Origin of the sequence: Pseudomonas sp. Colony2 (genome assembly GCF_019382755.1) — a bacterium.
Lineage (GTDB): Bacteria > Pseudomonadota > Gammaproteobacteria > Pseudomonadales > Pseudomonadaceae > Aquipseudomonas.
On record NZ_CP080030.1, the window covers coordinates 4,450,524 to 4,474,016 of the forward strand.

The following is a 23,493-nucleotide window of genomic DNA, read 5'->3' on the forward strand; positions in this document are numbered from 1 at the left end:
CTCGCGAAGGCGGTGTATCAGTCAGCCCATGTATAGACTGACCCGGCGCTTTCGCGAGCAAGCCCGCTCCCACATTTGATCTTCATCAGCTTCAAGATCAGTTCTGGATTTTGTGGTCCAGCGCTGCATAGAAGTTGGCGCTTTGTTGCAGGTATTTCTGGGTGTAGGCGCTGGTGCTGGTTTTTTTGCTGCTGATTTCAACACTGGCGCTGGCTGGCAACGCTACGGTGGCGGAAACAGCGGAAGCGGCGATGATCGAGAAAAGATTGAAGTTCATGTCGGTAACCCTTGTGTTCGGTTAGCTTGGTGGCCTGTGTTGGCCTTGGAACCAAACTTACGCCCGAGGGGTTAGCCTTAGAAATTCATTGAAACACTAGCCGCTATTAATAGTATTAATACAACAAGTCAGGCCCCGCACTGCGGGGCCTGTGGCTTATTGCCGCACCAGGAACTTGAGGTCGCTGGGGGCATCAATCGCCAGTTTCTGCACGGTTTTGCCCAAAAGACCGGTCTTGGGATCGCGCTCGACGACCACAATCTCGTTGCTCTTCTGGTTGGCGATCAGCAGGAACTTGCCGCTGGGGTCCAGGGCGAACTCCCGGGGATGGTCACCTTCCACCGATCGGCGCTGGATCTCTTTGAGCTGCGCAGTGGCCGGGTCGATGGCAAACACCAACATCTGGTTGGCGGTGCCACGGTTGCTCACGTAGAGGAACTTGCCGTCGCTTGAGGTGTGCAGTGCAGCACCGGCCTTGTCGGACACCGGCTGGCCATCCGCGAAGTTGACCAGTTGCTTCTGGGTCAGCTTGCCATCGTTGTAGTCGAACACCGCCACTTGCGCGCTCATCTCGGTGGTCAGCCACGCGTGCTTGCCGTCTGCGGTGAACAGCAGGTGCCGCGGGCCGCTGCCCGGTGGCAATTGCACAAACGCAGGGTCGGCCGGGGTCAGCGGCAGTTCATGGTTGGCCTTGGGGTCGTAGTGGTAGGCAAAGATCTTGTCCGCCCCCAAGTCCTGGACAAACACGTATTTGCCGTCCGGCGAAGACACCACCGAATGCACGTGGTTGGACGCCTGGCGCTCCGGGTTGACCCGGCTGGCCGGGTGCCCGCTCAACTGCACCGGCGGCGACAGCTTGCCTTCGGTGTCTAGCGGCAGCACCGCGAGGCTGCCGCCCGGATCTTCCAGCACCGAATAGTTGGCCACGAACAGGTAGCGCCCGTCACTGGCCAGGCTGGAATGGGTCGGCTCGTTGCCCAGGCTCTGCACCTGGTTGATCAGGGTCAGTTGATGGTTCTTCGGGTCGATGCTGTAGCTGCTGACGCGCCCCACCGGGTCTTTTTGGCCCGGGCCGTTTTCGTTGACCACAAACAGGTGCTTCTGGTCCTTGGACAGGGTCAGCCACGACGGGTTGGCCGCCTTGGCGGCGAGCACCGGCTGGCCGCTGAACTGCCCGGTACGGCTGTCGAACTGCAAACGGTAGATACCTTCGCTGGTGCCGGCGGTGTAGCTGCCAACGAGCAATTCATAGGTGTCCACCGGCGCGGCCTGGACCGACATTGCGCCTACGCTGCCGGCCATCAGCAGGGGCCAGAATTTACGCATCATCATCCGCTTCATCCTCGTCATTATTGTTGCCGGTGACGCCGCTCATGCAGACCAGGCGGTGTTCGCCCTTGTCATCGGTAAGTGTCCAGCTTTGCAGGGTTTGATCAAAGGTCGCCGCCTTGACTTGCTCCAGGGTGAAACTCCAGCGCTTCTCGACGCGACCGTCCATGCAGATGATCAATAACTTCTGGTCATCCAGGCTGAAATCGAAGCTGTGCAGGCCATCGATTTCGACCATCTGGCAGTCTTCAAAAGCGTCGGGCAAGGTAGCGGTGTCGGCAGTCATAACCATCAATCATCAAGAGGAAAGACCTCATGATAGGTCAAATCGTTGCATCGGCCTAAGCCCGCGCAATGCAAAACGCCGTGGCACAGGCCACGGCGTTTTGGCAAACAGCGTTGGATCAGTGGGCGAACAGCGAATTGCCTTTCTGCCCCGCCAGCTTCTCGGGCTTGATCAGGAAGCGTGCCAGCGCCGGCAGCAGCCACAGCGCGCCGAACATGTTCCACAGCAGCATGAAGGTCAGCATCAGACCCATGTCGGCCTGGAACTTGATGGCCGAGAAGATCCAGGTGCATACGCCGATTGCCAGGCACAGGCCGGTGAACAGCACGGCTTTACCGGTGGACTTGAGCGTCTGGTAATAGGCTTCCTGCAACGGCAGGCCGGCCCGCAGGAAACTCTCCAGGCGGCTGTAGATGTAGATGCCGTAGTCCACGCCGATCCCCACCCCCAGCGCCACCACCGGCAAGGTCGCGACCTTGACACCGATGCCCATGAACGCCATCAGCGCGTTGCCCAGCACCGAGGTCAGCACCAGCGGCAGCACGATGCACAGGGTCGCCGCCCACGAGCGGAAGGTGATCATGCACATGGTGGCCACGCACAGGTACACCAGGATCAGGATGGTCAGCTCGGACTCCTTGATCACCTCGTTGGTGGCCGCCTCGATCCCGGCGTTACCGGCGGCGAGGATGAATTCCAGGCCGTCCTTGTTGTTCTCTTTCGCGAAGTCCTGCACCGCATGCACCGCGCGGTCGAGGGTTTCGGCCTTGTGGTCGTTGAGGAACACCAGCACCGGCGCCAGGGAGCAATTGTTGTTGTACAGGCCATCGGCGCGGGCAATGGAGTTGTTCAGCACGTCCGGGTTGCGCGACAGGGTTTCCCATTTCAGGTTGCCCTCGTTCATGCCCTTGATCATCTGCTTGGACACGGTGACCAGCGAGATGGCCGACTGCACGCCCTCGGTGTTCTGCATCTTCCACATCAACTGGTCGATGGGCGCCATGGCTTCATACCGCGAGCAGCCTTCGGGCGGAGTCTTGACCATCACCACCAGCACGTCGGAGCTGGTGGAGTAGTTGTTGATGATGAAATTGTTGTCCTTGTTGTATCGCGAGTCCGGGCGCAGCTCCGGTGCACCCTGGTCGAGGTCACCGATCTTCAGGTTCTGGCTGTACCAGAGGCCGCCACCGAAGGCGATCAGCGCCAGGGCTATCGACACCGGCGCGACCTTGGGGCTGGCGAACTTCGACAGCAGGCGCCAGAACGGGTGTTCGCGGTGCGCATCCTTCTTGCTCTTGGCGATGGCGCGTTTGCTGATGCCGACATAGGAGATCGCCACCGGCAGCAGGATCAGGTTGGTGAACACGATGACCGCCACACCCACCGAAGCACCGATTGCCAGCTCGCGGATCACGCCGATGTCGATGATCAACAGGGTGATAAAACCGACCGCATCGGCGAGGATCGCGATCATGCCCGGCAGGAACAGCTGGCGGAAGGTACGCCGGGCCGCGGTCAGGGCGTTGTCGGCATCACTGGATTGCAGGGCGATGCCGTTGATCTTCTGTACGCCGTGGGAAATACCGATGGCGAAGATCAGGAACGGCACGAGCATCGAGTAGGGATCCAGCCCGAAACCCAGGGCATGCATCAGCCCGAGCTGCCAGATCACCGCCACCAGCGTGGTGCTCAACACCGCGACGGTACTGCGCAGGCAGTTGGTAAACCACAGCAGCAGCACCAGGGTGATGACGAAGGCGATACCGAAGAACATCACCACCATCACCAGGCCGTCGATCAGGTCGCCGACCTTCTTGGCAAAACCGACAATGTGGATCTTGACGTTGGGGTTCTGCGCTTCGAACTTGTCGCGGATCTTGTCTTCGAGCTCATGGGAGAACTTGCGGTAGTCCAGGGCCAGCAGCTTGCCCTGGTCCTGTGGGTCCGGATAGGACTCCAGCAGCGGAATGTCGACGATGCTCGACTTGAAGTCGTTGGCCACCAACCGCCCGACCTGCCCGGACTTCAGCACGTTGTTGCGCAACTGGTCGAGGCTTTCCGGCGAGCCGTTGTAGCTCTGCGGGATCACTTCACCGCCGGCAAAGCCTTCTTCGGTAACTTCGGTCCAGCGCACGCTGGGGCTCCACAGGGACTTGAGGCCGGAGCGGTCGACGCCGGAGATGTAGAACACCTCGTCGTTGATCTGGCGCAGGGTCTCCATGTACTCCTTCGTGAAGATGTCACCGTCCTTGGCCTCCACCGAAATGCGCACCGTGTTGCCCAGGTTCGCCAGGTCGTTGCGGTGCTCCATCATCCTCTCGATGAAGGGGTGCTGGAGGGGGATCATTTTTTCGAAGCTGGTGGACGGGCGAATCAACGTCGCCTGCCAGAACAGGAAAATACTCACCAGCAGGCAGATCGTGATGACTGCCGGGCGGTTATTGAAAATCAGGCGCTCGAGAAACGTGGCCTTGTCGTTGTGATGACTGCTCATTGTGTCCCCGCCTTCTTATTGTTTTGTCGGCTCGGCGCCGGTTGGACTGGCCACGCGAACGCCGCCCTGCCCCGCCAGAATCAAGTTGCCGTTGCCCGCCGCGGTGACCGCCGACAGCGAAATGCGGTCCGGGCGATTGAATACGCTGAAGGTCAGGCCGTCGTCGTGGCTGACCACCACGCTGCCACCGTTGCCCACTACCACGATGGAACCGTCGTCCAGCAGGGTCGCCCCCGACAAACCGAATTCCAGCGCGCCACGAGTGGCGTTCAGTTCCACCGGCTCCCAGGTGCTGCCAAAATCCGTGGAGCGGAACAGGTTGCCACGCAGGCCGTAGGCCAACAGCGTCTGCGCCTGGGCGGTGCCGATCACGCCGAACAGCGAGCCCTCGTAGGGGCCTTCGAGTTTTTCCCAGGTTTGCCCCTCGTCATGGGAGCGGAACATGCTGCCCTGCTCACCGACGATAAACAGCCCGGCGTCTTTCACCTGGGCGATGGCGTTGAGGTGGTATTGGTCTTCGTTGTCGAGGCGGTCGCTGACGTCGTCCCAGGTCTTGCCCCCGTCGGTGGTTTCGATCAGCGCACCGTAGGCACCCACGGCAAAGCCGTTGCTGGCGTCCTTGAACCAGACGTCGAGCAGCGGTGCTTCGCGCTTGAGGTCCTGGAATTGTTGGGTCCAGGTCATGCCGCCGTCGGTGGTGGCGAGGATCTGTGCGTCATGGCCCACCGCCCAGCCGTGTTGGTCGTCGGCAAAAAACACGGCGGTCAGCAGTTGCCGGGTGGGGACTTTGCCTTGGGTCCAGGTGACACCCTGGTCGTCGGAATAGAGGATGTGCCCGCGATCACCGACCGCGACCAGGCGCTTGCCTGCGTGGACCACGTCGATCATCAGGCTTTTGGCGGCCTTGGGGGAGTCAATGGCGAACACCGCGGCGGCGGTGGTTTCTGTGGCGGCATGGGCCGGTGTCGACAACGCGACAACCCCCAGCAACGAGAGCGCTGTGGCCAGCAATGCGACCCTGCGCGTGGCCTTCGGGCGGAAAAACACCACACCCATGACAGGCTCACTCATAGACCTTTCTCCCATTTATTATTGTTAGGTCGTCTTGCCGTGGGGAGCCCTGAAACCTGCAATCTAGAGCGCCTTGGGCAAGCTGGGCCATCCTAGCGGGCTTTGGAATCGTCTGACAATCGGCGCTACGTTATGTTTTGTTAACTGGAGGGGTTTGGGTCGGTGCTGAATGTAGTGCTATCAGCGGCGGTGATCCGTGGAGGGGGGCTGTTGGGGTGAGGGGGCTTGCTTCCGCTGGAGTGCGCAGCGCTCCTACGCTTTTTGGGGCCGCTGCGCAGCCCAGCGGGAGCAAGCTCCCTCGCCACGGGTGAATGGAGAGCCCTGGAATGAATTTTTATTCTATGTGTTGAGTTTTGGGAATATTTATTCCATAAATAGGCTTCTCAATACAATAATTCGAAGGAACCCGGCTATGCGCGAACTCGGAATCGGCCTGATTGGTACAGGCTTTATGGGGCGTGCCCACGCCTTGGCGTTTAATAACGCGCGGGCGGTGTTCGAGCTGCCGGTGAAGCTCACGCTGGCCGCCCTGGCCGATGCCGATACCGAGCGCGCAATACGCTGCGCCGCTGACTGGGGGTTTGCCCAGGCCCATGGCGACTGGCAGCAGTTGATTGACGATCCCAAGGTGGATGTTGTCGCCATCACTACTCCCAACCATTTGCACTACCCCATGGCCATGGCTGCACTGGCGGCAGGCAAGGCGGTGTATTGCGAGAAGCCGCTGGCGGTGAGCCTGGAGCAGGCGGCCGCGATGCGTGATGCGGCGAGCAAGGCCGGGGTGGTGACGCGGGTGGGTTACAACTATCAGCACAACCCGATGATTGGTTTGGCCCGGCAGTTGATCGCCCGCGGTGAGTTGGGGGAAATCATCAGTTTTCAGGGGGAATTCAGCGAGGATTTCATGGCGGATTCGGCGTCGCCGTGGTCGTGGCGCTGTGAGGTGGGACATGCCGGCGGTGCGTTGGCGGATCTGGGCAGCCATTTACTGTCCATGGCGCGCTATTTGGTGGGGGATGTGGTGAGTGTGTGTGCCGATACGCAAACGGTGCACGGGCAGCGGCCTGCCACCGCCGGGAGTGAGACGCTGCGGGAGATTGCGGTGGATGACCAGGTGCATGCGTTGTTGCGGTTTGCCAATGGGGCACGGGGGACGGTGAGCAGTAGCTGGCTGAAGCATGGGTATAAGAATCACCTGAGCTTTGAGATCAGTGGCACCCGGGGCACGTTGTTGTTTGATCAGGAACGGTTGAATGAATTGCAGCTGTTTCGGGTTGGGCAGGAGGGGTTTCAGCGGGTGTTGGCGGGGCCTTCGTTGCCAGGGTATGCGGCGTTCAGTCCGGCGCCGGGGCATCAGTTGGGGTACAACGAGTTGAAGACGCTGGAGGTGCATGAGTTGGTGATGGCGTTGGCCGGCAAGGGTAGTGACGGGACGGATTTTGCGGCGGCTTGGGAGATTGAGCGGTTGGCCACGGCGATTCGGGTGGCGGCCAAGGAGGAGCGGTGGGTCAGGCTGAATGAGGTCTAAATGTGGGAGCGGGCTTGCTCGCGAACGCGGTGGGTCAGCCACGGCATCTGGCGACTGACACACCGCKTTCGCGAGCAAGCCCGCTCCCACATTTGATTGTCGTTAGCTTTTGGATTTGCGCATTAGCCTATATGCCGCCGGGATGACGAACAGGGAGAGCAAGGGCGCTGTGAGCATGCCGCCAATCATGGGCGCGGCAATCCGGCTCATGACTTCGCTGCCGGTGCCGCCGCCTAAAAGGATCGGCAGCAAGCCGGCGATGATTACGGCCACGGTCATCGCCTTGGGCCGTACGCGTAATACGGCACCTTCGGTGATGGCTTCCAGCAGGGCCTGGTCCCCTCCTCCCTGGCGTTCGGCCCAGGCGTTTTTCAAATACAGCAGCATGATCACGCCAAACTCCGCCGACACCCCCGCCAACGCGATAAATCCAACACCCGTCGCCACCGACAGGTTGAAGCCCAGCCAGTACAGCAACCACACCCCACCCGTCAGCGCGAACGGCAACGTGGCGAGGATCAGCAGCGCCTCATCCACCCGCCGGAACGTCAGGTACAGCAGCACGAAGATGATCAGCAAAGTCGCCGGCACCACCAGTTTCAGGCGTTCATTGGCCCGCTCCAGGAACTCGAACTGCCCCGAGTAGCTGAGGCTCATGCCCGGTTGCAGTTGCACGTTCTGGTTGATCGCCTCGCGCAAGTCCTTCACCACCGACGCCAGGTCGCGATCACGCACGTCAATGTACACCCAGCCGGAAGGCCGAGCGTTTTCGCTCTTGAGCATCGGCGGGCCTTCGCTGACCTTGATCCTGGCCACGGTGCCCAGGGTGATCTGGCTGCCTGACGGCGTATAGATCGGCAGGTTGCTCATCGCGCTCACCGAGTCGCGCCATTCTTTCGGGTAGCGCAGGTTGATGGGAAACCGCGCCAAGCCTTCGACGGTCTCGCCGATGTTTTCCCCGCCAATCGCCCCGGAGACAATGGACTGCACATCGGTGATGTTCAGGCCATAACGCGCGGCGGCCGGGCGGTCGATATCCACGTCGATGTAGCGCCCGCCCGTCAGGCGTTCCGCCAGCGCCGAGCTGACGCCGGGCACCGTCTTGGCGACCTTTTCCACGGCCTGGGTCACGGCATCGATGTCCATCAGGCTGGAACCCGCGACCTTCACGCCGATCGGGCTTTTGACCCCGGTGGCGAGCATGTCGATGCGGTTGCGGATCGGCGGAATCCAGATGTTGGTCAGCCCCGGCACCTGCACCACCCGGTCGAGTTCCTTCACCAGTTTTTCCGGGGTCATGCCCGGCCGCCATTGGTCTCGCGGCTTGAACTCGATGGTGGTTTCGAACATTTCCAGCGGCGCCGGGTCGGTGGCGGTTTCGGCGCGGCCGGCCTTGCCGAACACGTGGGCGACTTCCGGCACGCTCTTGATCAAGCGGTCGGTACGTTGCAGCAATGCGCCGGCAGTTTGCGTCGACAAACCAGGCAACGCCGACGGCATATACAACAGGTCACCCTCATCCAGCGGCGGCAGGAATTCACCGCCCAGGTGCGACACTGGCCATAGCGCACTGGCGACCATCAGCAGCGCGACCAGCAAGGTCATGCGCGGCCAGCGCAGCACCGCGTCGAGGGCCGGTTGGTAGAGTTTGATCAGGCCGCGATTCAGCGGGTTGCGTTGCTCATCGGGAATACGCCCGCGAATCCAGTAGCCCATCAGCACCGGGATCAGGGTCACCGACAACCCCGCTGCAGCGGCCATGGCATAGGTCTTGGTGTAGGCCAGCGGCCCGAACAAGCGGCCTTCCTGGGCTTGCAGGGTGAACACCGGGATAAACGACAAGGTGATGATCAGCAGGCAGAAAAACAACGCCGGCCCCACCTCCACTGCTGCATCGGTGATGACCTTCCAATGCGCCTCCCCCTTCAATTCCTGGTTCGGATGCGCGTGGTGCCAGGCTTCGATTTTCTTGTGGGCATTCTCGATCATCACCACCGCGCCATCGACCATCGCGCCGATGGCAATCGCAATCCCGCCCAGGGACATGATGTTCGCGTTGATGCCCTGGAAGCGCATGACGATAAAGGCAATCAACACCCCCACCGGCAACGAAATGATCGCCACCAGCGAGGAGCGCAGGTGCCACAGGAAGATCCCGCACACCAGCGCCACCACCAGGAACTCTTCGAGCAGCTTGTGGCTGAGGTTGTCCACGGCGCGATCGATGAGTTTGCTGCGATCGTAGGTGGTGACGATTTCCACCCCGGGCGGCAGGCTGGTTTGCAGTTGCTCCAGCTTGGTCTTGACCGCCGCGATGGCCTCGCGGGCGTTCTTGCCGCTGCGCAGGATCACCACGCCGCCCACCGCCTCGCCTTCGCCATCCAGTTCACTGATGCCCCGGCGCATGTCCGGGCCCAGCTGGATCGTCGCTACATCCCCAAGGGTCACCGGCACGTTGTGGGTGTCGAGCCGCAGGGGAATGCCGCGAAAGTCCTCCAGGGTTTTCAGGTAGCCGGACGCACGCACCATGTATTCCGACTCACCCATGTTCAGCACCGAACCGCCGGTTTCCTGGTTGGCCTTGCCGATGGCTTCCACCACCTGGGCCTGGGTGATGCCGCGACTGGCCAGGGCCAGCGGGTCGATCTGCACCTGGTACTGCTTGACCTGGCCGCCGATGGTCGCCACTTCGGCGACATTGGGCAGGGTCTTGAGCTCGAACTTGAGGAACCAGTCCTGCAACGAGCGCAGTTGCGCCAGGTCGTGTTTGCCGGTGCGGTCCACCAGCGCGTACTGGTAGATCCAGCCGACACCGGTGGCATCCGGGCCCAGCGCCGGCTTGGCCGATGCCGGCAAACGCGCCTGCAACTGGCTCAGGTATTCCAGCACCCGCGAGCGCGCCCAATACAGGTCGGTGCCCTCGTCGAACAGCACGTAGACGTAGCTGTCGCCGAAGAACGAAAAGCCGCGCACGGTCTTCGCCCCCGGCACCGAGAGCATGGTGGTGGTCATCGGGTAAGTGACCTGGTTCTCGACAATCTGCGGGGCCTGGCCCGGGTACGGCGTGCGGATGATCACCTGCACATCCGACAGGTCCGGCAAGGCGTCCACCGGGGTGTTCTGGATCGCCCACAAACCCCAGGCCGTCACGAATAAAGTCGCCAACAACACCAAAAAGCGGTTGGCCACCGACCAGCGAATCAACAGGGCGATCATGGCCGGGCTCCCGGTTGCATGCTCATGCCGTCCATGGCCCCCTCATCTGAAAAACCGCCGGACGATTGAGTGGTAATTCCCTTCAAACTTGCTTCGGAGTCCAGCAGAAATTGACCGGAGGCCACCACCTGCTGGCCTTCCTGCAGGCCGGCGAGGATGACGGTGTTGTCCTGGTTTTCTGCACCTACCTGGACTTCTACCGGGCGATATCGCCCGCCCTCCTCGGCCACCATCACCAGCACGCGTTTGCCGGTGCGAATCAACGCCTCGCTCGGCAGCAACAGCACCGATTGGCCGCTGGATTGGGCCAGGCGCACCTGGGCGGTCATACCGGGGCGCAACATACCGTCAGGGTTGGGCAGTTCGACCCGAACCTGCACGGTGCGGCTGTCCATGGCAGTTGCCGGCAGAATCGCGGCGACGGTGCCTTTGACGACCTGTCCCGGCAACCCGACAAAACGGCTCTCGACCGTTTGCCCAACGGCCAGCGCGGCGCCCTGGGCTTCAGGCACGGCGACCTGCAGCCACACGGTGCCCAGGCCATTGACCCGCGCCAGGGTTTGGCCCGCCGCGACGGTCATGCCTTCGCGTACGTCGAGGGTTTGCAACGCGCCGCCCAGCGGGGTGGTGATGGTCATCACCGATTGCACCCGGCCGCTGCGCTCCATCTGCGTGATCAACCCGGCAGGCATTCCGCTCAAGCGCAGACGCTGGCGGGCGGCAGCCAACAAACCTGGATCGCTATGTCGCAGAGCAAGGAACTCTTCCTGAGCGGCGGCCCATTCGGGCACCAGAATGTCCGCCAGGGGCGCCTGAGCCTTGAGCACATCCCCCGGCGCACGGGCGTAAACCCGCTCGACAAATCCCGCAGCGCGCGCCTGCACCACCGCCACATCGCGGTCGTTGAAGGCGAGGATTCCCGACAGCTCAAGACTCGACGCCAGCACCCCACGGCTGACGCTCGCCAGGCGCACGCCGATGTTCTGGGTCAGGCTGGGGTCGATCTGAATCGCCGCACTCTCCTCGGCGCCACCGGCGTAGCGCGGCACCAGTTGCATGTCCATGAAGGGCGACTTGCCCGGCTTGTCGAATTTTTGCTGCGGGTACATCGGGTCGTACCAGTACAGCGCCTTTTTCTCGTCCGGCGCCCGCATCGTCCCGACCATGGCCGGCTGTGCCTCGCGTGTCTGCGCCAGCCAATAGCCGCCACCCAGACCCAGCAGCAGGACGCCGCCCAACAGGGCCATATTCACGATTCGGTTATTCATTGGCGGGTTCCCCGTAAGCGAAATACAGCTGGGCGCCGGTCAGGGCACGCTGCTCAATGGCGTCAATCTGTTTGAAGCGCGCCTCGACCCACTCGCGGCGGGCGCTGACCACGCTCATCAGGTCGCCCTTGCCCGCGCGATACCCCGCCAGGCTCAGCGACAATTTCTCCTCGGCCAGCGGCACCAGGCTGTCCTGGCTGCGCTGCACGGCGCGGTCCAGGCGCTGGTAGTTGGCCAGGTCGTCTTCGAGTTCCTGGGTATGTTCACGCGTCTTGGCTTCGCGTTCGGCGTCCAGTTGGTCGAGTTCGGCCTGCTTGGCGGCGATACCGGGGTTTTGTCGGCGACCGGGGAAGATCGGCAAATCGAAGGTGAATTGCAGGCTGACCATGTCGCCGTACTCACGGCCTCGGTGCTGGTAGTCCACTTCCCAACTCCAGTCCGAGGTCTTTTGCGCCTTGGCCTCGTTCAGCCGGGCTTCGGCCTCGCGGGTGCGCGGTGCAAAGGCTTGCAGAACCGGGTGCTGGTGCAGGTTGTGGGTGAAGCCGGTGGTGTCGATTTTCCAGTTCGGCAATTGCCCGCTGGGGGCTTCACTGGCGGCCGGGCCGATCCAGCGCTTGAGGGCCGCCCGGGCCTGGGCGCGTTGCTGGATCAGCTCATCCTCGCGCTCGGCCAGGTCAGCCGCTTCCTGCTTCGGGATCACGACGTCGGAAGGCTGCCCGCGACCGCCGGCCAGTTGCGCACGCACGGTGTCTTGCAGCAGGCGATTCTGCTGATAGAAGTCCTTGAACAGTGCCTCTTTGCGCTCCACCGCATAGGCGCGAATCCACGCCTGGGCGGTGGCCTGACGCACATTCAAGCGCTCGATCCGGCCTTCGGCGGCAGCCGTGTCCACGCTGGCCGACGCCAACTCAACCCGTGCCTTGCGCTTGTCGCGGCTGGGCACTTGTTGCTGGATGCCGATCATTTGCTCGGTCATGTCATCGCCATACAGCGTGCCGCGATTGGGCCCGCCGACGGGGAAATTTTGCAGGCCTACTACCAGTTTCGGGTCCGGCAGTTCGCCGGCCGGAATCGCCGCCTGGGTCGCGGCCTGCAATTTGGAGGATTCAGCCGTCAGCGACGGCGCGTTGTTTTGCGCCAGGCGCAAGGCCTCATCCAGGGTCAGCGCAGACGCCAGCGTCGGCCACGCCAGCACGCCCATCACCAGGGCACGCACGCATAGGAAATTCATCTTGAAGTGTCCTGTTCTGTTGCGCTGCGCACCGCTTTACGCGGCCCACAGCAAGGCCGTCCCGGTTCAGGGACGAGTCTTCAGGTGCAACAGGATTCAGCTACGGGGCGGGCGCCAGACGCCGGACGGCGTGCGGTCGGGAATGAAGTCGGAAGAGACGCTGACGACCAGCGCATTGGAGGCAGTTACCGGGGCCTTGAGCACCGGCATCGACAATTGCAGCATGCCGCCGGTCTTGCACTCCTGGCCGGGCTTGCAGCTTTTGCTGTGATCGGCGGCTGCGCCGTCCTGGCAACAGTCAGGGGCCATGTCGCTCATCATCTGCATGTCGGACATCTGCATCGGGCACGGCTCGGTGCTCGACGGCACACCCGCCATCCCGGTCAGGGGAAGCGCAAGACTCAACAGCAGGACCAGGAAAAAACGCAGATAGCGGCTCATGGGACGGGAGCTTAGCCAAAAGGCGGTTAAGCAACAATTAACAAAATCCGGAGATTTCGCCTTCGCCCGGAATGCAGCAACGACACAAAACAAAATGTGGGAGCGGGCTTGCTCGCGAAAACGGTGTATCAGCCAATCCATATGAGACTGATACACCGTTTTCGCGAGCAAGCCCGCTCCCACATGGGGACCGAGCAAGCCTGAGGATCAGTGCATGAAGATCGCGATCAGGATAATGACCGGGATAGGCACACCGAGGAAAAACAGCAGTAATGAGCGCATGACGTTCTCCTTGAATTAACGAACGGAAGTGGTGTGGGGAGTGGTTTCCAGATACACCACGGCATCCCGGCGACGACCACCAAAGGTTGCAGCGAGGCTGGCAAAAAACGCACCGATCAACAGCGCCACGAAGGTCCACAGCGACGTGTAGGCAGCCACTTTTGCAGCCGTGTCGGCAGCCTGCTTGGCTTTCAACTTGGCGTCATCCAGGGCTTTTTGAGCCTGGCCATAGACCTGGTCAACACGCGCCTCGGCATCGGCCTGGCTGAGGTTGGTCCGCTGGCTGATCAACTGTGCAAGGTACGCACGGTCTTCAGGTGCCAGCTGACCATTGTTGCTCACGGTACGAGCGAAGATGCGAGCGACCACACCATGCACCGCGTCATCACTGACGGCGGCCGGGCGATCATCACGGAACAGGCTGTCAACGTAGTAGCCAAAGTCTTCGCCCTTGGAGGCAGCGCCAGCCACCTGGCTCATGCCACTGACGGCACCCGAGGCCACACTGGCACCGGCCTTCACACCACCGCTGACCACACTGCTGACCGAACCGACGATCAGCACCGCCGTCACCAGTGTCGCCACGGCCCAGGCCAGGAAGCCATGGGCGGTGTCGCGAAAGTACACCTCATCGCCGTGCATATTGGCCCATTTCACCCGCAGGCGACCGGCGATGTAACCGCCCATCCCCGACGCGATGATTTGCGTAACCGCCAGCCAGACAATGGTAGAAATGCCAAGCCCTTTGGCGCTGATGCCACTGTCGGCCCACGGCGACACCGCCGAAAAGCCCAGGCCGAAGCCCAGCAGTACCAGAATCAAGGACAGCGCAGCCGCGGCAGCGGCCCCGGCAAAGATCGCGCCCCAGGAAACCCCGGAGAGCGTGCTCGACTCTTGCAGCGTGGATGAGGATGTAATCATTGTTGTTTTGCTCCAGGCATGAAAAATAGTGTTACAAGTCTCAAAAGGGACAGTGCAGGCGACGTGCCAGAAGCTCGAAAATTAAAACTTCATATATTTCAACAACTTAATTAAGTTGAACTAATTTGAACCATGCAACTTGCAAGAAATGGCCCGGAGCGGCGGGCGTATTGCATTCCTCGTAGGAAATAACCCGTACGCCCCCCATGGCATGCAAAAAATCCTACACACACAGCGTTCGTTCAGATTCAGCGGGTTATGGTGAATTGTGTCGTTTGTGCCTACATAAATTTTTATTTAGGAAGCGGGCTATCATTTCTTGGCAAAATGCCCGCACTTCAGTGTGAATCGCTCACCAGGTAATCCTTATGACCCGCATTTTGACCATCGAGGACGACGCCGTAACGGCCCGCGAGATCGTTGCCGAGCTGAGTAGCCATGGACTGGACGTAGACTGGGTAGACAATGGCCGCGAAGGCCTGGTCCGTGCCGTCAGCGGTGATTACGACCTGATCACCCTCGACCGCATGCTCCCGGAACTGGATGGCCTGGCCATCGTCACCACCCTGCGCACCATCGGCGTATCCACGCCGATCCTGATGATCAGCGCCCTCTCCGATGTGGATGAACGGGTACGCGGCCTGCGGGCCGGTGGTGATGACTACCTGACCAAACCGTTCGCCTCCGACGAAATGGCCGCCCGCGTCGAAGTGCTGCTGCGGCGCAAAAGCACGGTCAAGGAGTTCGAAACTGCCTTGCGCGTGGCGGATCTGGAACTGAACCTGATCAGCCGTGAAGCCAGCCGTGCCGAACAGCCCCTGAGCCTGTTGCCGACCGAATACAAACTGCTGGAATTCCTGATGCGCAACACCGGGCAAATCCTCTCGCGGATGATGATCTTCGAGGAAGTCTGGGGTTATCACTTCGACCCGGGCACCAACCTGATCGACGTGCACATCGGTCGCCTGCGCAAAAAAATCGACCCGCCGGGCCTCACGCCGCTGATCCGCACGGTACGAGGTTCCGGGTATGTCATTGCTGAACCCCTCTAAAGGCTGGCGCTCTTCCAGCAGCCGGCTGCTGGCGCTCTACAGTTCGTTGTTCGTGGCCTGGAGCTGCATCCTCATGGGCGTGCTGTACTACGAGGTGTCCGGTTACCTGGGCGACCTCTCGCGCCACTCCCTGATGCAGCGCCAGCACCTGTTCCAGCGGTTTGACGGCGAAGAGCTGGTGGAAGCCCTGACCACCAGCATGACCTTCGACATGAAGGGCGTTGACGCCTACGGCCTGTTCGACAATCAGTTCAACCCGATCAGCGGCCCGATCCGCGTGATACCGCCCGACCTGCCAATGGACGGGCACATCCACGCCCTGGCCAACTGCATCGACTCCGACGACCCGAAACTGCCGCGCGACAGCTGCGACGCCGTAGCCACCCACACCGAAGACGGCCGCTGGCTGATCCTGGTGCGGGCCAACGGCTCGCTGTTCGGCGTGACGCGGATCATCCTGCACGCCTTGCTGTGGGGGATCACCCTGACGATCATTCCCGGCGCGGCCGGCTGGCACCTGCTCAGGCGGCGCCCGTTGCGGCGGATTCGCGGGATCCAGGCGAGTGCCGAAGCCATCGTGGCCGGCGACCTGACCCACCGTTTGCCATTGTCCGACCGACGCGACGAACTGGACATGCTGGCGGCCATCGTCAACGCGATGCTCGACCGTATCGAGAAGCTGATGAACGAGGTCAAGGGCGTGTGCGACAACATCGCCCACGACTTGCGCACCCCGCTCACACGCCTGCGGGCGCAGCTGTACCGAATCCAGCAACAGGCTGATGAAGACGCGCCCCACGCCCTGCAACTGGACGCGGCCATCGCCGAGACCGACACCTTGATGGCGCGTTTTCGAGGCCTGCTGCGGATTTCCGAACTGGAAGACCACCAGCGCCGCTCGGGCTTCCTGGTGCTTGATCCCCTGCCCTTGCTGCAGGAACTCCACGACTTCTACCTGCCCCTGGCAGAAGAAGGCGAGATGGAACTGCTGCTGCAAGTGCCGGACTCATTGCCCTGGATCACCGGTGACCGCGCGCTGCTGTTCGAAGCCCTGGCCAACCTGCTGAGCAACTCGATCAAATTCACCCCGCCGGGCGGCGAAGTGATTTTGCGCGGCGTGAACGATGCCGGCAGCACCCGCATTGAAGTCCTCGACTCCGGCCCCGGGATTCCCGCAGCTGAACGTGCGGCAGTGTTCCAGCGGTTTTACCGGGTGGACGAAGGCAATCAGCAACAAGGCGGGTTTGGCTTGGGGCTGTCGATTGTGGCCGCGATCATCAACCTGCACGGTTTCAAGCTGGAAGTCGGCAGCAGCGAACGAGGCGGCGCGAAGCTGATCCTCGAATGCCGCCAACAACTGATGCCCGAAGCCTGAAGCCTGAAGAACACCACAAAACCAATGTGGGAGCGGGCTTGCTCGCGAAWGCGKAGTGTCAGTCAACCCATCTGKSRCTGATCCACCGCATTCGCGAGCAAGCCCGCTCCCACATTTGATCTTCATTCAGCCCGGAAAATTACCGCGCAACGCATCCAGCCCGCCGCTGTAGACACCGGTAAACAACTCCTCCACCGCCGCATCCGTCACACCGGCCACCGGAGTAAACACGCCCGACCAGGTCACCTTCGCGGAGCTGTCACCCAGCGCCTCAACCTTCAACGTCGCCAGATACTCACTCACCGGAAACGGCGACTCGCTGATCGAATAACTGTAGGTACGCGCTGCATCATCAAAGCGTTGCAACCGTTCCACCACCACACCACCATCCGCCGTTTGCAGATGACGCACGCGCCCGCCTTCACTCGGCTCGCTCTTGACGATAAAGGGCAGCCAGTCCGGCAGCGAATTGAAGCCGCCGACCAATTGCCAAACCTGTTCGGCCGAAACCGGGATTTCAATAACAGCAGATGCTTTTGCCACGATTAACACTCCAAACCATTCAAGAAAAATCAGATCGCCATGCTGTCGACAACACCGCCGTCGACCCGCAACGCGGCACCGGTGGTGGCAGAGGACAACGGTGAAGCAATGTACGCCACCAGATTCGCCACTTCATCCACATTCGCTGCGCGCTGGATGATCGACGTCGGCCGCGCATTGCGCACAAACACATCCGCCTCGTCCCGCGCACTGCGCCCGGACTTGGCCACGGCGTCCTTGAGCATGTGCTCCAGGCCATCGGTAAAGGTCGGCCCCGGCAGGATCGCATTGACCGTCACCCCGGTGCCCGCCAGGCGTTTGGCCAAGCCATGGGAGACCGCCAGGTTGGCGCTTTTGGTCACGCCGTAATTGATCATGTCAGCCGGCGTTGCCACCCCGGATTCCGACGACACAAAGATCACCCGGCCCCAGCCCTGCTCGACCATGCCCGGCGTGTAATGCCGCGACAAACGCACACCGGAGATCACGTTGACCTCGTAGAAACGCGTCCACTCGCTGTCGGGAGCGTCAAAGAAATCGACGTCGTTGAAGATCCCGAGGTTGTTCACCAGGATGTCGGCGCGCGGCTCGGCGGCGAACAGCTTTTCAGCGCCCTCGGCCGTACCGAGGTCCGCCACCAGCCCACGCAGATCCGCGCCGGGCACGGCCTGGCGAATGGTCGCCAGCGCCTCGTCGACCTTGCCCGATTCACGCCCGATCACCACCACCGTAGCGCCGGATTGCGCCAGCGCCTGGCTGATGCCCAGGCCTATGCCGGCGGTGCTGCCACTGACGATTGCGACTTTGCCACTGATATCAATTTTCATGTTCGCGTTCCTGTGGTTAGAGCGGCAACGGTGCACGGGCCGAAATCAATCGTGCCTCGCGCAGGGCCTGCCAAAAGGCTGCGGGAATCTTCTCTGACAACGCCGCGACGTCTTCAGCAATGCGCCCCGGACGACTGGCACCCGGAATCACTGCGGCCACTGCCGGGTGAGCCAGGGAGAATTGCAGTGCAGCGGCTTTCACACTCACGCCATGGGCCGCGGCAATCGCCTTGATCTGCTCGACCTTGCTGATGATCGCCGGGCTGGCTTTCTGGTACTCAAAATGTGCGCCGCCCGCCAGGATCCCGGAGCTGTAAGGGCCACCGACCACGATCTCGACGTTCTGCGCCTGGGCTGCATCCATCAAGCGCTGCAAGGCGCGTTCATGGTCGAGCAAGGTGTAGCGACCGGCAAGCAGGAAACCGTCGAGCTGGGCTTCGGCCAGGTCCAGGGTCAACTCGCAAGGCTCGACCCGATTGACGCCCAGGCCCCAGGCCTTGATCACGCCTTCTTCACGCAGGCGGGTCAGTACTTTGAAAGCACCGGTGCGCGCCTGATTGAAGTAGTCCAGCCATTGATCACCGTAGAAGTCCTGGGCGATATCGTGAATCCACACGATGTCGAGGCGGTCGGTTTGCAGGCGGTTGAGGCTGTCTTCGATGGAGCGCAGGGTGGCATCGGCGCTGTAGTCGTTGACCATCTTGTTCGGCCGGCCATGTTCAAACACGCCGCTTTTCTCGCCGAGGTCGCGGGCGCTTTCTTCCACTTCATCCAGGATCACCCGGCCGACCTTGGTGCTGAGCACATAGTCGTCACGGTTGTACTTGGACAGGGCCTGGCCCAGGCGAATTTCCGAGAGGCCCGAGCCGTAGAACGGGGCGGTGTCGAAGTAACGCACGCCCTGGTTCCAGGCTGCTTCAACGGTGGCTTGCGCCTCCTCTTCAGGAATCGCACGGAACATGTTGCCCAAGGGGGCGGTGCCAAAACCCAGCACGCCGGGCAGTTTGTCTTTCAAGCTCATGGGGTAAATCCTCAAGATTGTTCAAGGTCGCTGTGTTGACCGTTGAGCAGATCGTAGATTGCAGAGATCGGACCGTCCAAGACATACTGCGACCAACTTGAGTCCCTTAAGGTCTGACATGATCGACTTCCGCCAATTGCGCTACTTCGTTGTAGTCGCTGAAGAAGAACACGTGGGGCGTGCTGCCGAACGGTTGCACATCTCCCAATCGCCCCTGAGCCGGCAGATTGCCCAATTGGAAGAGCGCCTGGGCCTGACCCTGTTCGAGCGCAGCCAACAGCGCATCCGCCTGACCCGCGACGGCCAGACGTTCCTCGCCGAAACCAAGGCGCTGCTGACCCACGCCAACCGCCTGGAGTCATTGGGCCGGCGATTGGGCAAAGGCGAAGAAGGCGGACTGTGCATCGGCTACATCGAAAACGCCATGCACGCGGGGGTGCTGCCCAACGCCCTGAAGGTACTGCGTGACGCGCGGCCCAACGTGCATATCGCCCTGTACAACCTGCCCTCCATCGAGCAACTGGAAGGCCTGCGCCAACGCAGCCTGGATATCGCTCTGGTGGGTGAACCACCGGCGGCGGATGACCCGGACCTGATGGCATTGCAAGTGCTGGACGATCCGATGCTGCTGGCGCTGCCCGAGCAGCATCCGCTGGCCAGCGTCAGCGAGTTGCTGCCTGAGCATCTGGCCGAGCAGCAATGGATTGGCGTGCAGCGCAAAGCGGGTGCAAACCCGGCGGATGACTTTGTTGCGGCGTGCATTCGGGCAGGGTTTACCCCGCAGATTCCGATGGAAGCCAGCGAGCCGTTTACCGCGTTGGGGTTGGTGGCGTCGGGGCTAGGTGTCGCGATGGTGCAAAAGGGCTTGAGCCGCAATGCACCGCCGGGCGTTGTGCTGCGAGAACTGCCGTGGCTGACCTACACCACGCCGCTGTGGGCGGCGTGGCATCGGATCAACTTGCGGCCGCTGGTGGAGACGTTCAGGAAAGTCCTGACAGAGCCCCTATCACCTGTGGGAGCCGGGCTTACCCGCGATGCAGGCACCTCGGTCTGTCAATAAGACCGCGGTGATGCCATCGCAGGCAAGCCAGCTCCCACAGGGTTTCGGTGTCGCAGTTGAACGTGTGGTGGATCAGTACCGCCAATGCCCCGGCACCCATAACCACTGCCCGTTCCCCCAGCGATAGTGCCCCCGCACCCACTGATACCCTGGCGCCGGCGCCACCGGCACCACCTCGACCAAAGGCGGCGGACGCCGCGGATGAACAGGCTCGACAATACAACCGGACAACGCAGCCGCCATCAACGTGGCGGCCAGCGTAGCTTTGAATAGGCGGGACATGGCACGGTTCCCCAATGAGATTGGCCTTCGCCTGAGTGGCGGGCCTACCCGGGTTAAACGCCGCCACCCGGGAAAATCCGTCGCCCGTCTCGGTTATTAATGCTCGTTCCCACGCTCTGCGTGGGAAYGCATCCCGTGACGCTCCGCGTCACCMSTRCGCAAGACTTGARCCTTGCATCGCCMRYTGGACGCAGAGCGTCCGGGGCGGCATTCCCACGCAGAGCGYGGGAACGATCATCCGTCGCTCTTGGCGACCTTGCCCTTCGCCTGCCCCTTCATATACAACGCCTCCACCAACCGCTGGCGCTCATCCCGGGGCAAGGTGCTGGCGAACTGCGCCAGGGTGTTGTCCACCAGCGCCCTAAGCGCCATGTCCGCCTCCCGGGCCTTGCCCAAATCCGTCACCAACGCCGCACGGTCCAGGGTGGGCGCCTCCAGTTGCTTGATCACGTCCAGCCGCGCCTCACGCCCGGCCAGCACCAGCGGTTGGCTGTCGGCGCGGTTCTGGCGCAACAACTGGCGCAGTTCCTTGCGCCGTTCCGGCGGCAGCTTGACCATCGCCTGGCGCAGGCCATGCTGGTTAACCACCGCCTCGGCGGGCTTGGTGTTCGCCAACCAATGGTACAAGCCACCGCCGACACCGCCGATCAAAAACACGTTGAACAACACCGACACAACCAGCAGCGGCTTCAGGTACTTGGGTGACGGGGTCATTGCTCGCTTTCCTCGGCGTTGACGGTGAAGACGACTTCGGCGTCGCCCTGGTCGAAGACACTCGGCAATACTTCAGGGCCAAGCATGGGCAACGGCACGCTCAACGACGCCACCAGGATTCCGGCGGCGACCCCGGCGATGCCCACGCCAACAAAACCGGCCGGCGACAGCCAGCCGGCGTAGCGCGCCCAGAAGGACTGGCGCTGGGGAAACGATTGGCGAATCTGCCGCGCCAGCGCCGGGTCGACGGGTGCCAGTTGATAGCCGTCCAGCTGGCCGTCGAGCCATCGCGCCTGATGCAGCACCTCAAGGAGGCTGGCATCGCCTGCATCCAGCAGGGCCTGGGCCTCGGCCTGTTCGGCGCGCGGCCAACGGTGCAAGTGGCCGCCGTAAGCCTCGGCCAATTGGGCAAATCGTTCAGGCGTCATGGTTTTCCCCTTCCTGGGCGGGCGGGCCCGGGTGTGTCGTCAAGGTAACTGCGCAGGTTGCGCCGGGCCCGTGACAGCAAGCTCTCCAGTGCCTCGACGCTGATGTTCATCAGCGCCGCGGCGTCGATATTCGACAGCTCTTGGTAATACTGCAACACAATCGCTTCACGCTGGCGATCAGGCAGCGACGCCAACGCCGCCGCCATGCGCTCACTGCGGGCGGCCGCTTCCAGCTGTTCATCGGGCGCAGGCGCTGTGTCGACCACCTCGCTCATCGCCTCCTCATCGCGCAACGGGCGCTCCTTGCGCCGACGCAAATGGTCGTGGCACAGGTTGAGTGCCACGCGGTGCAGCCAGGTGTCGAAACGCGCTTCGCCACTGCGCCAGCTTGCAGCCTGGCGCCAGATACGCAGAAAGCTTTCCTGGGCCACGTCCCTGGCCTCGTCGGCATCCCCGAGGATCCGACTGGCGAGCGCGAGCAAACGCGGCAGTTTGCGCGTCACCATTTCGTTGATGGCCGCCGGTTCGTTGTTACCGATGCGGGCCAACAGCTCAACGTCCGGATCAGTGTCTTTCAATAGGGCAAGTCTCGGTCCGGTGGCTAAGGGTCAGGTTGACGGAATGCTCAGCGGATCCAGTGCCCTTCTCTCCAGTACCAGTTGGGGCCGCGCGATTCCCAGTGGCCAGGTTCCCAACGGGCGTTGCGCATCACCGGCTGCCAGTGGCCCGGTACCCAGGCATAACCGCGCCCTTCGTAGCGCCAGTGCCCGCGATCCCACACATAGCCAGGGCGTTCGACGGGAACGGCCTCGACGCGCATCGGCGGTGGCGCTTCGCGGATGATCACTTCGGTCTGGGCAAACGTCGGCGTGCTGACCAGGGCGGCCAGTGCCAGCGGGATCAACAGGGCATAACGTAATTTGGCCAGCGGTCGTGCAAGTCTCATGACAACTCCTTCATCGGCGATCGCCAGTGATCGCAGTTGTAGGGTTGAACGGCAGGTGTCCGAAAATCCGTCGCAACAAAAAGAACTTTTTATCGCGACCGCTCAGGACGGCAGGCAGGGCCAGTATTGCCCAGGGTTTGCGGGGAGTTGATGAAATTGTTGAAAGGTCGCGACGGATTTATCCATATTGCCGCGTTCAAGGGTTAACCGTTGGTAATCGACAGGCGCGTTCTGTTGGTTGGCGACGCCCATCACCTTGAGGAAATCACCATGTCTCGTCGAATTTCACTGCTGGTTGCCGCCGTCCTGCTCATGAACCTTGGCGGCTGCGTGTTCCTGCCGGGGCACCGCGAGCATTGCTGCTGGCGCGGTTACGGGGTAGTGACTACCCCGACGGCACAAGCGATCTCCTGATCCGCTAACTGACCGCTGCAAAACCCCTGCGCCCGGCCTTGATCTCGGTGCGCAGTTCGCCAATCAGGTTTGAGATGGAACGGATGCTGTCCAGACCCTGGGGCGACACACGGGGCAGCAGCAGGTCGACGCGCCCGGAGGCCGGGTCGAAGATGTTGATGCGCAGCGAACCGTCGCTGTTCAATGAGCAGTCACAGGCGAGGGGCAGGAAGCCCGACTCCATGATGTGGCGAAACTCGGCGATCGAAATCATGCGGGCACCCTTCCCTGTACGGGGCTCGGAGGACGTGATCCGTCTAGGGTAGATGAGCTTTTTCAAACTGCCCGGGAATTAATGCAAAAGTGATACTTGGTGCGCATTTCGGCCAAAACCGCTGGCCGGCTGACGCCAAAAAAACCACACCGACACCCTCTTATCCGATGCCGCGCGAAGGGCTTGCTTCCTGGCGATGATGGCCAGATGCTCGGGTTTTTTTCCGACACCGAG

General features: G+C 62.0%; 24 protein-coding genes. 5 read left to right on the forward strand and 19 right to left on the reverse strand.

The genetic code is table 11. The annotated features are described in order from the left end of the window. Nucleotides 1–97: 97 nt before the first annotated feature. The 5 genes from JV201_RS17665 to JV201_RS17685 form a co-directional block, all read right to left on the reverse strand. A complete protein-coding gene (locus JV201_RS17665; protein WP_003211212.1) occupies nucleotides 98–277 on the reverse strand; it encodes a hypothetical protein in 180 nt (59 codons plus the stop codon). Between the two features lie 156 nt (nucleotides 278–433). Continuing rightward, complete coding sequence (locus JV201_RS17670; RefSeq protein WP_008435939.1) at nucleotides 434–1,609, reverse strand: lactonase family protein; 1,176 nt, start codon at nucleotides 1,607–1,609, stop codon at nucleotides 434–436. Beyond that, nucleotides 1,596–1,892, reverse strand: coding sequence for a DUF5629 family protein (locus JV201_RS17675; protein WP_219405810.1), 297 nt, complete (start codon nucleotides 1,890–1,892; stop codon nucleotides 1,596–1,598). The genes JV201_RS17670 and JV201_RS17675 overlap by 14 nt, the downstream gene beginning before the upstream one ends. A gap of 118 nt (nucleotides 1,893–2,010) precedes the next feature. Further along, entirely contained in the window at nucleotides 2,011–4,386 is a 2,376-nt protein-coding gene (locus tag JV201_RS17680) for an RND family transporter (protein ID WP_003211205.1), read from the reverse strand. A 15-nt stretch (nucleotides 4,387–4,401) separates the two neighbouring features. Beyond that, nucleotides 4,402–5,442: a YCF48-related protein gene (locus JV201_RS17685; protein WP_250884673.1), complete on the reverse strand. Its 1,041-nt coding sequence runs from the start codon at nucleotides 5,440–5,442 to the stop codon at nucleotides 4,402–4,404. A gap of 427 nt (nucleotides 5,443–5,869) precedes the next feature. Between JV201_RS17685 and JV201_RS17690 the strand changes: the two genes are divergently transcribed. Beyond that, the gene (locus tag JV201_RS17690; RefSeq protein WP_177019746.1) at nucleotides 5,870–6,985 is read left to right on the forward strand and encodes a Gfo/Idh/MocA family protein; all 1,116 of its coding nucleotides are present in this window, start codon (nucleotides 5,870–5,872) and stop codon (nucleotides 6,983–6,985) included. Between the two features lie 102 nt (nucleotides 6,986–7,087). Here JV201_RS17690 and JV201_RS17695 read toward each other — a convergent pair whose 3' ends face one another. From JV201_RS17695 to JV201_RS17715, 5 genes are all read right to left on the reverse strand, one after another. Next, nucleotides 7,088–10,201: an efflux RND transporter permease subunit gene (locus JV201_RS17695; protein ID WP_219405812.1), complete on the reverse strand. Its 3,114-nt coding sequence runs from the start codon at nucleotides 10,199–10,201 to the stop codon at nucleotides 7,088–7,090. Further along, nucleotides 10,198–11,469 (reverse strand): efflux RND transporter periplasmic adaptor subunit, encoded by a 1,272-nt coding sequence (locus JV201_RS17700; protein WP_177035705.1) that lies wholly within the window; start codon nucleotides 11,467–11,469, stop codon nucleotides 10,198–10,200. The genes JV201_RS17695 and JV201_RS17700 overlap by 4 nt, the downstream gene beginning before the upstream one ends. Further along, nucleotides 11,462–12,700: a TolC family protein gene (locus tag JV201_RS17705; RefSeq protein ID WP_102606345.1), complete on the reverse strand. Its 1,239-nt coding sequence runs from the start codon at nucleotides 12,698–12,700 to the stop codon at nucleotides 11,462–11,464. Before JV201_RS17705 ends, JV201_RS17700 begins: the two co-directional genes overlap by 8 nt. Nucleotides 12,701–12,796: 96 nt before the next feature. Continuing rightward, nucleotides 12,797–13,141 (reverse strand): hypothetical protein, encoded by a 345-nt coding sequence (locus JV201_RS17710; RefSeq protein WP_003211193.1) that lies wholly within the window; start codon nucleotides 13,139–13,141, stop codon nucleotides 12,797–12,799. A gap of 297 nt (nucleotides 13,142–13,438) precedes the next feature. Further along, nucleotides 13,439–14,344 (reverse strand): hypothetical protein, encoded by a 906-nt coding sequence (locus tag JV201_RS17715; protein WP_003219728.1) that lies wholly within the window; start codon nucleotides 14,342–14,344, stop codon nucleotides 13,439–13,441. A gap of 368 nt (nucleotides 14,345–14,712) precedes the next feature. Between JV201_RS17715 and JV201_RS17720 the strand changes: the two genes are divergently transcribed. Beyond that, nucleotides 14,713–15,396 carry a response regulator transcription factor gene (locus JV201_RS17720; RefSeq protein WP_003219726.1) on the forward strand — a complete coding sequence of 228 codons (684 nt, stop codon included), beginning with the start codon at nucleotides 14,713–14,715 and terminating at the stop codon, nucleotides 15,394–15,396. Beyond that, nucleotides 15,374–16,771 carry a cell wall metabolism sensor histidine kinase WalK gene (locus tag JV201_RS17725; RefSeq protein ID WP_008435962.1) on the forward strand — a complete coding sequence of 466 codons (1,398 nt, stop codon included), beginning with the start codon at nucleotides 15,374–15,376 and terminating at the stop codon, nucleotides 16,769–16,771. Before JV201_RS17720 ends, JV201_RS17725 begins: the two co-directional genes overlap by 23 nt. Nucleotides 16,772–16,897: 126 nt before the next feature. Here JV201_RS17725 and JV201_RS17730 read toward each other — a convergent pair whose 3' ends face one another. From JV201_RS17730 to JV201_RS17740, 3 genes are read right to left on the reverse strand one after another with little or no spacing between them, the layout of a single operon-like run. Next, nucleotides 16,898–17,314: an SRPBCC family protein gene (locus JV201_RS17730; protein ID WP_087694116.1), complete on the reverse strand. Its 417-nt coding sequence runs from the start codon at nucleotides 17,312–17,314 to the stop codon at nucleotides 16,898–16,900. A gap of 29 nt (nucleotides 17,315–17,343) precedes the next feature. Next, complete coding sequence (locus JV201_RS17735; RefSeq protein WP_003219722.1) at nucleotides 17,344–18,141, reverse strand: SDR family NAD(P)-dependent oxidoreductase; 798 nt, start codon at nucleotides 18,139–18,141, stop codon at nucleotides 17,344–17,346. A gap of 16 nt (nucleotides 18,142–18,157) precedes the next feature. After that, nucleotides 18,158–19,162 carry an aldo/keto reductase gene (locus JV201_RS17740; RefSeq protein ID WP_219405814.1) on the reverse strand — a complete coding sequence of 335 codons (1,005 nt, stop codon included), beginning with the start codon at nucleotides 19,160–19,162 and terminating at the stop codon, nucleotides 18,158–18,160. Nucleotides 19,163–19,280: 118 nt separating this feature from the next. On the opposite strand from JV201_RS17740, the gene JV201_RS17745 reads away from it, so the two are divergent. Beyond that, a complete protein-coding gene (locus tag JV201_RS17745; RefSeq protein ID WP_214498589.1) occupies nucleotides 19,281–20,222 on the forward strand; it encodes a LysR substrate-binding domain-containing protein in 942 nt (313 codons plus the stop codon). A gap of 72 nt (nucleotides 20,223–20,294) precedes the next feature. Here JV201_RS17745 and JV201_RS17750 read toward each other — a convergent pair whose 3' ends face one another. The 5 genes from JV201_RS17750 to JV201_RS17770 form a co-directional block, all read right to left on the reverse strand. Beyond that, entirely contained in the window at nucleotides 20,295–20,504 is a 210-nt protein-coding gene (locus JV201_RS17750) for a YXWGXW repeat-containing protein (protein WP_080673247.1), read from the reverse strand. A gap of 234 nt (nucleotides 20,505–20,738) precedes the next feature. Continuing rightward, nucleotides 20,739–21,218: a periplasmic heavy metal sensor gene (locus JV201_RS17755; protein ID WP_219405815.1), complete on the reverse strand. Its 480-nt coding sequence runs from the start codon at nucleotides 21,216–21,218 to the stop codon at nucleotides 20,739–20,741. Then, nucleotides 21,215–21,646 (reverse strand): hypothetical protein, encoded by a 432-nt coding sequence (locus JV201_RS17760; RefSeq protein WP_003219715.1) that lies wholly within the window; start codon nucleotides 21,644–21,646, stop codon nucleotides 21,215–21,217. Before JV201_RS17760 ends, JV201_RS17755 begins: the two co-directional genes overlap by 4 nt. Continuing rightward, complete coding sequence (locus JV201_RS17765) at nucleotides 21,643–22,224, reverse strand: RNA polymerase sigma factor (protein WP_008435980.1); 582 nt, start codon at nucleotides 22,222–22,224, stop codon at nucleotides 21,643–21,645. Before JV201_RS17765 ends, JV201_RS17760 begins: the two co-directional genes overlap by 4 nt. Nucleotides 22,225–22,271: 47 nt before the next feature. Then, nucleotides 22,272–22,592 carry a YXWGXW repeat-containing protein gene (locus JV201_RS17770; RefSeq protein WP_003219711.1) on the reverse strand — a complete coding sequence of 107 codons (321 nt, stop codon included), beginning with the start codon at nucleotides 22,590–22,592 and terminating at the stop codon, nucleotides 22,272–22,274. Between the two features lie 270 nt (nucleotides 22,593–22,862). On the opposite strand from JV201_RS17770, the gene JV201_RS17775 reads away from it, so the two are divergent. Next, nucleotides 22,863–23,006, forward strand: a complete 144-nt coding sequence (locus tag JV201_RS17775; RefSeq protein WP_166742173.1) for a hypothetical protein — start codon at nucleotides 22,863–22,865, stop codon at nucleotides 23,004–23,006. Between the two features lie 4 nt (nucleotides 23,007–23,010). Here JV201_RS17775 and JV201_RS17780 read toward each other — a convergent pair whose 3' ends face one another. Continuing rightward, the gene (locus JV201_RS17780; RefSeq protein ID WP_008435982.1) at nucleotides 23,011–23,259 is read right to left on the reverse strand and encodes a DUF1652 domain-containing protein; all 249 of its coding nucleotides are present in this window, start codon (nucleotides 23,257–23,259) and stop codon (nucleotides 23,011–23,013) included. Nucleotides 23,260–23,493 lie beyond the last annotated feature (234 nt).

What these genes read in the sequence shown, in the direction of transcription:
- JV201_RS17670 (WP_008435939.1), bottom strand. Translation starts at nt 1,609, where the DNA reads ATGATGATGCGTAAATTCTGGCCCCTGCTGATGGCCGGCAGCGTAGGC.
- JV201_RS17735 (WP_003219722.1), bottom strand. Translation starts at nt 18,141, where the DNA reads ATGAAAATTGATATCAGTGGCAAAGTCGCAATCGTCAGTGGCAGCACC.
- JV201_RS17675 (WP_219405810.1), bottom strand. Translation starts at nt 1,892, where the DNA reads ATGACTGCCGACACCGCTACCTTGCCCGACGCTTTTGAAGACTGCCAG.
- JV201_RS17700 (WP_177035705.1), bottom strand. Translation starts at nt 11,469, where the DNA reads ATGAATAACCGAATCGTGAATATGGCCCTGTTGGGCGGCGTCCTGCTG.
- JV201_RS17775 (WP_166742173.1), top strand. Translation starts at nt 22,863, where the DNA reads ATGTCTCGTCGAATTTCACTGCTGGTTGCCGCCGTCCTGCTCATGAAC.
- JV201_RS17690 (WP_177019746.1), top strand. Translation starts at nt 5,870, where the DNA reads ATGCGCGAACTCGGAATCGGCCTGATTGGTACAGGCTTTATGGGGCGT.
- JV201_RS17710 (WP_003211193.1), bottom strand. Translation starts at nt 13,141, where the DNA reads ATGAGCCGCTATCTGCGTTTTTTCCTGGTCCTGCTGTTGAGTCTTGCG.
- JV201_RS17685 (WP_250884673.1), bottom strand. Translation starts at nt 5,442, where the DNA reads ATGGGTGTGGTGTTTTTCCGCCCGAAGGCCACGCGCAGGGTCGCATTG.
- JV201_RS17770 (WP_003219711.1), bottom strand. Translation starts at nt 22,592, where the DNA reads ATGAGACTTGCACGACCGCTGGCCAAATTACGTTATGCCCTGTTGATC.
- JV201_RS17705 (WP_102606345.1), bottom strand. Translation starts at nt 12,700, where the DNA reads ATGAATTTCCTATGCGTGCGTGCCCTGGTGATGGGCGTGCTGGCGTGG.
- JV201_RS17750 (WP_080673247.1), bottom strand. Translation starts at nt 20,504, where the DNA reads ATGTCCCGCCTATTCAAAGCTACGCTGGCCGCCACGTTGATGGCGGCT.
- JV201_RS17745 (WP_214498589.1), top strand. Translation starts at nt 19,281, where the DNA reads ATGATCGACTTCCGCCAATTGCGCTACTTCGTTGTAGTCGCTGAAGAA.
- JV201_RS17780 (WP_008435982.1), bottom strand. Translation starts at nt 23,259, where the DNA reads ATGATTTCGATCGCCGAGTTTCGCCACATCATGGAGTCGGGCTTCCTG.
- JV201_RS17665 (WP_003211212.1), bottom strand. Translation starts at nt 277, where the DNA reads ATGAACTTCAATCTTTTCTCGATCATCGCCGCTTCCGCTGTTTCCGCC.
- JV201_RS17715 (WP_003219728.1), bottom strand. Translation starts at nt 14,344, where the DNA reads ATGATTACATCCTCATCCACGCTGCAAGAGTCGAGCACGCTCTCCGGG.
- JV201_RS17740 (WP_219405814.1), bottom strand. Translation starts at nt 19,162, where the DNA reads ATGAGCTTGAAAGACAAACTGCCCGGCGTGCTGGGTTTTGGCACCGCC.
- JV201_RS17720 (WP_003219726.1), top strand. Translation starts at nt 14,713, where the DNA reads ATGACCCGCATTTTGACCATCGAGGACGACGCCGTAACGGCCCGCGAG.
- JV201_RS17725 (WP_008435962.1), top strand. Translation starts at nt 15,374, where the DNA reads ATGTCATTGCTGAACCCCTCTAAAGGCTGGCGCTCTTCCAGCAGCCGG.
- JV201_RS17755 (WP_219405815.1), bottom strand. Translation starts at nt 21,218, where the DNA reads ATGACCCCGTCACCCAAGTACCTGAAGCCGCTGCTGGTTGTGTCGGTG.
- JV201_RS17760 (WP_003219715.1), bottom strand. Translation starts at nt 21,646, where the DNA reads ATGACGCCTGAACGATTTGCCCAATTGGCCGAGGCTTACGGCGGCCAC.
- JV201_RS17680 (WP_003211205.1), bottom strand. Translation starts at nt 4,386, where the DNA reads ATGAGCAGTCATCACAACGACAAGGCCACGTTTCTCGAGCGCCTGATT.
- JV201_RS17695 (WP_219405812.1), bottom strand. Translation starts at nt 10,201, where the DNA reads ATGATCGCCCTGTTGATTCGCTGGTCGGTGGCCAACCGCTTTTTGGTG.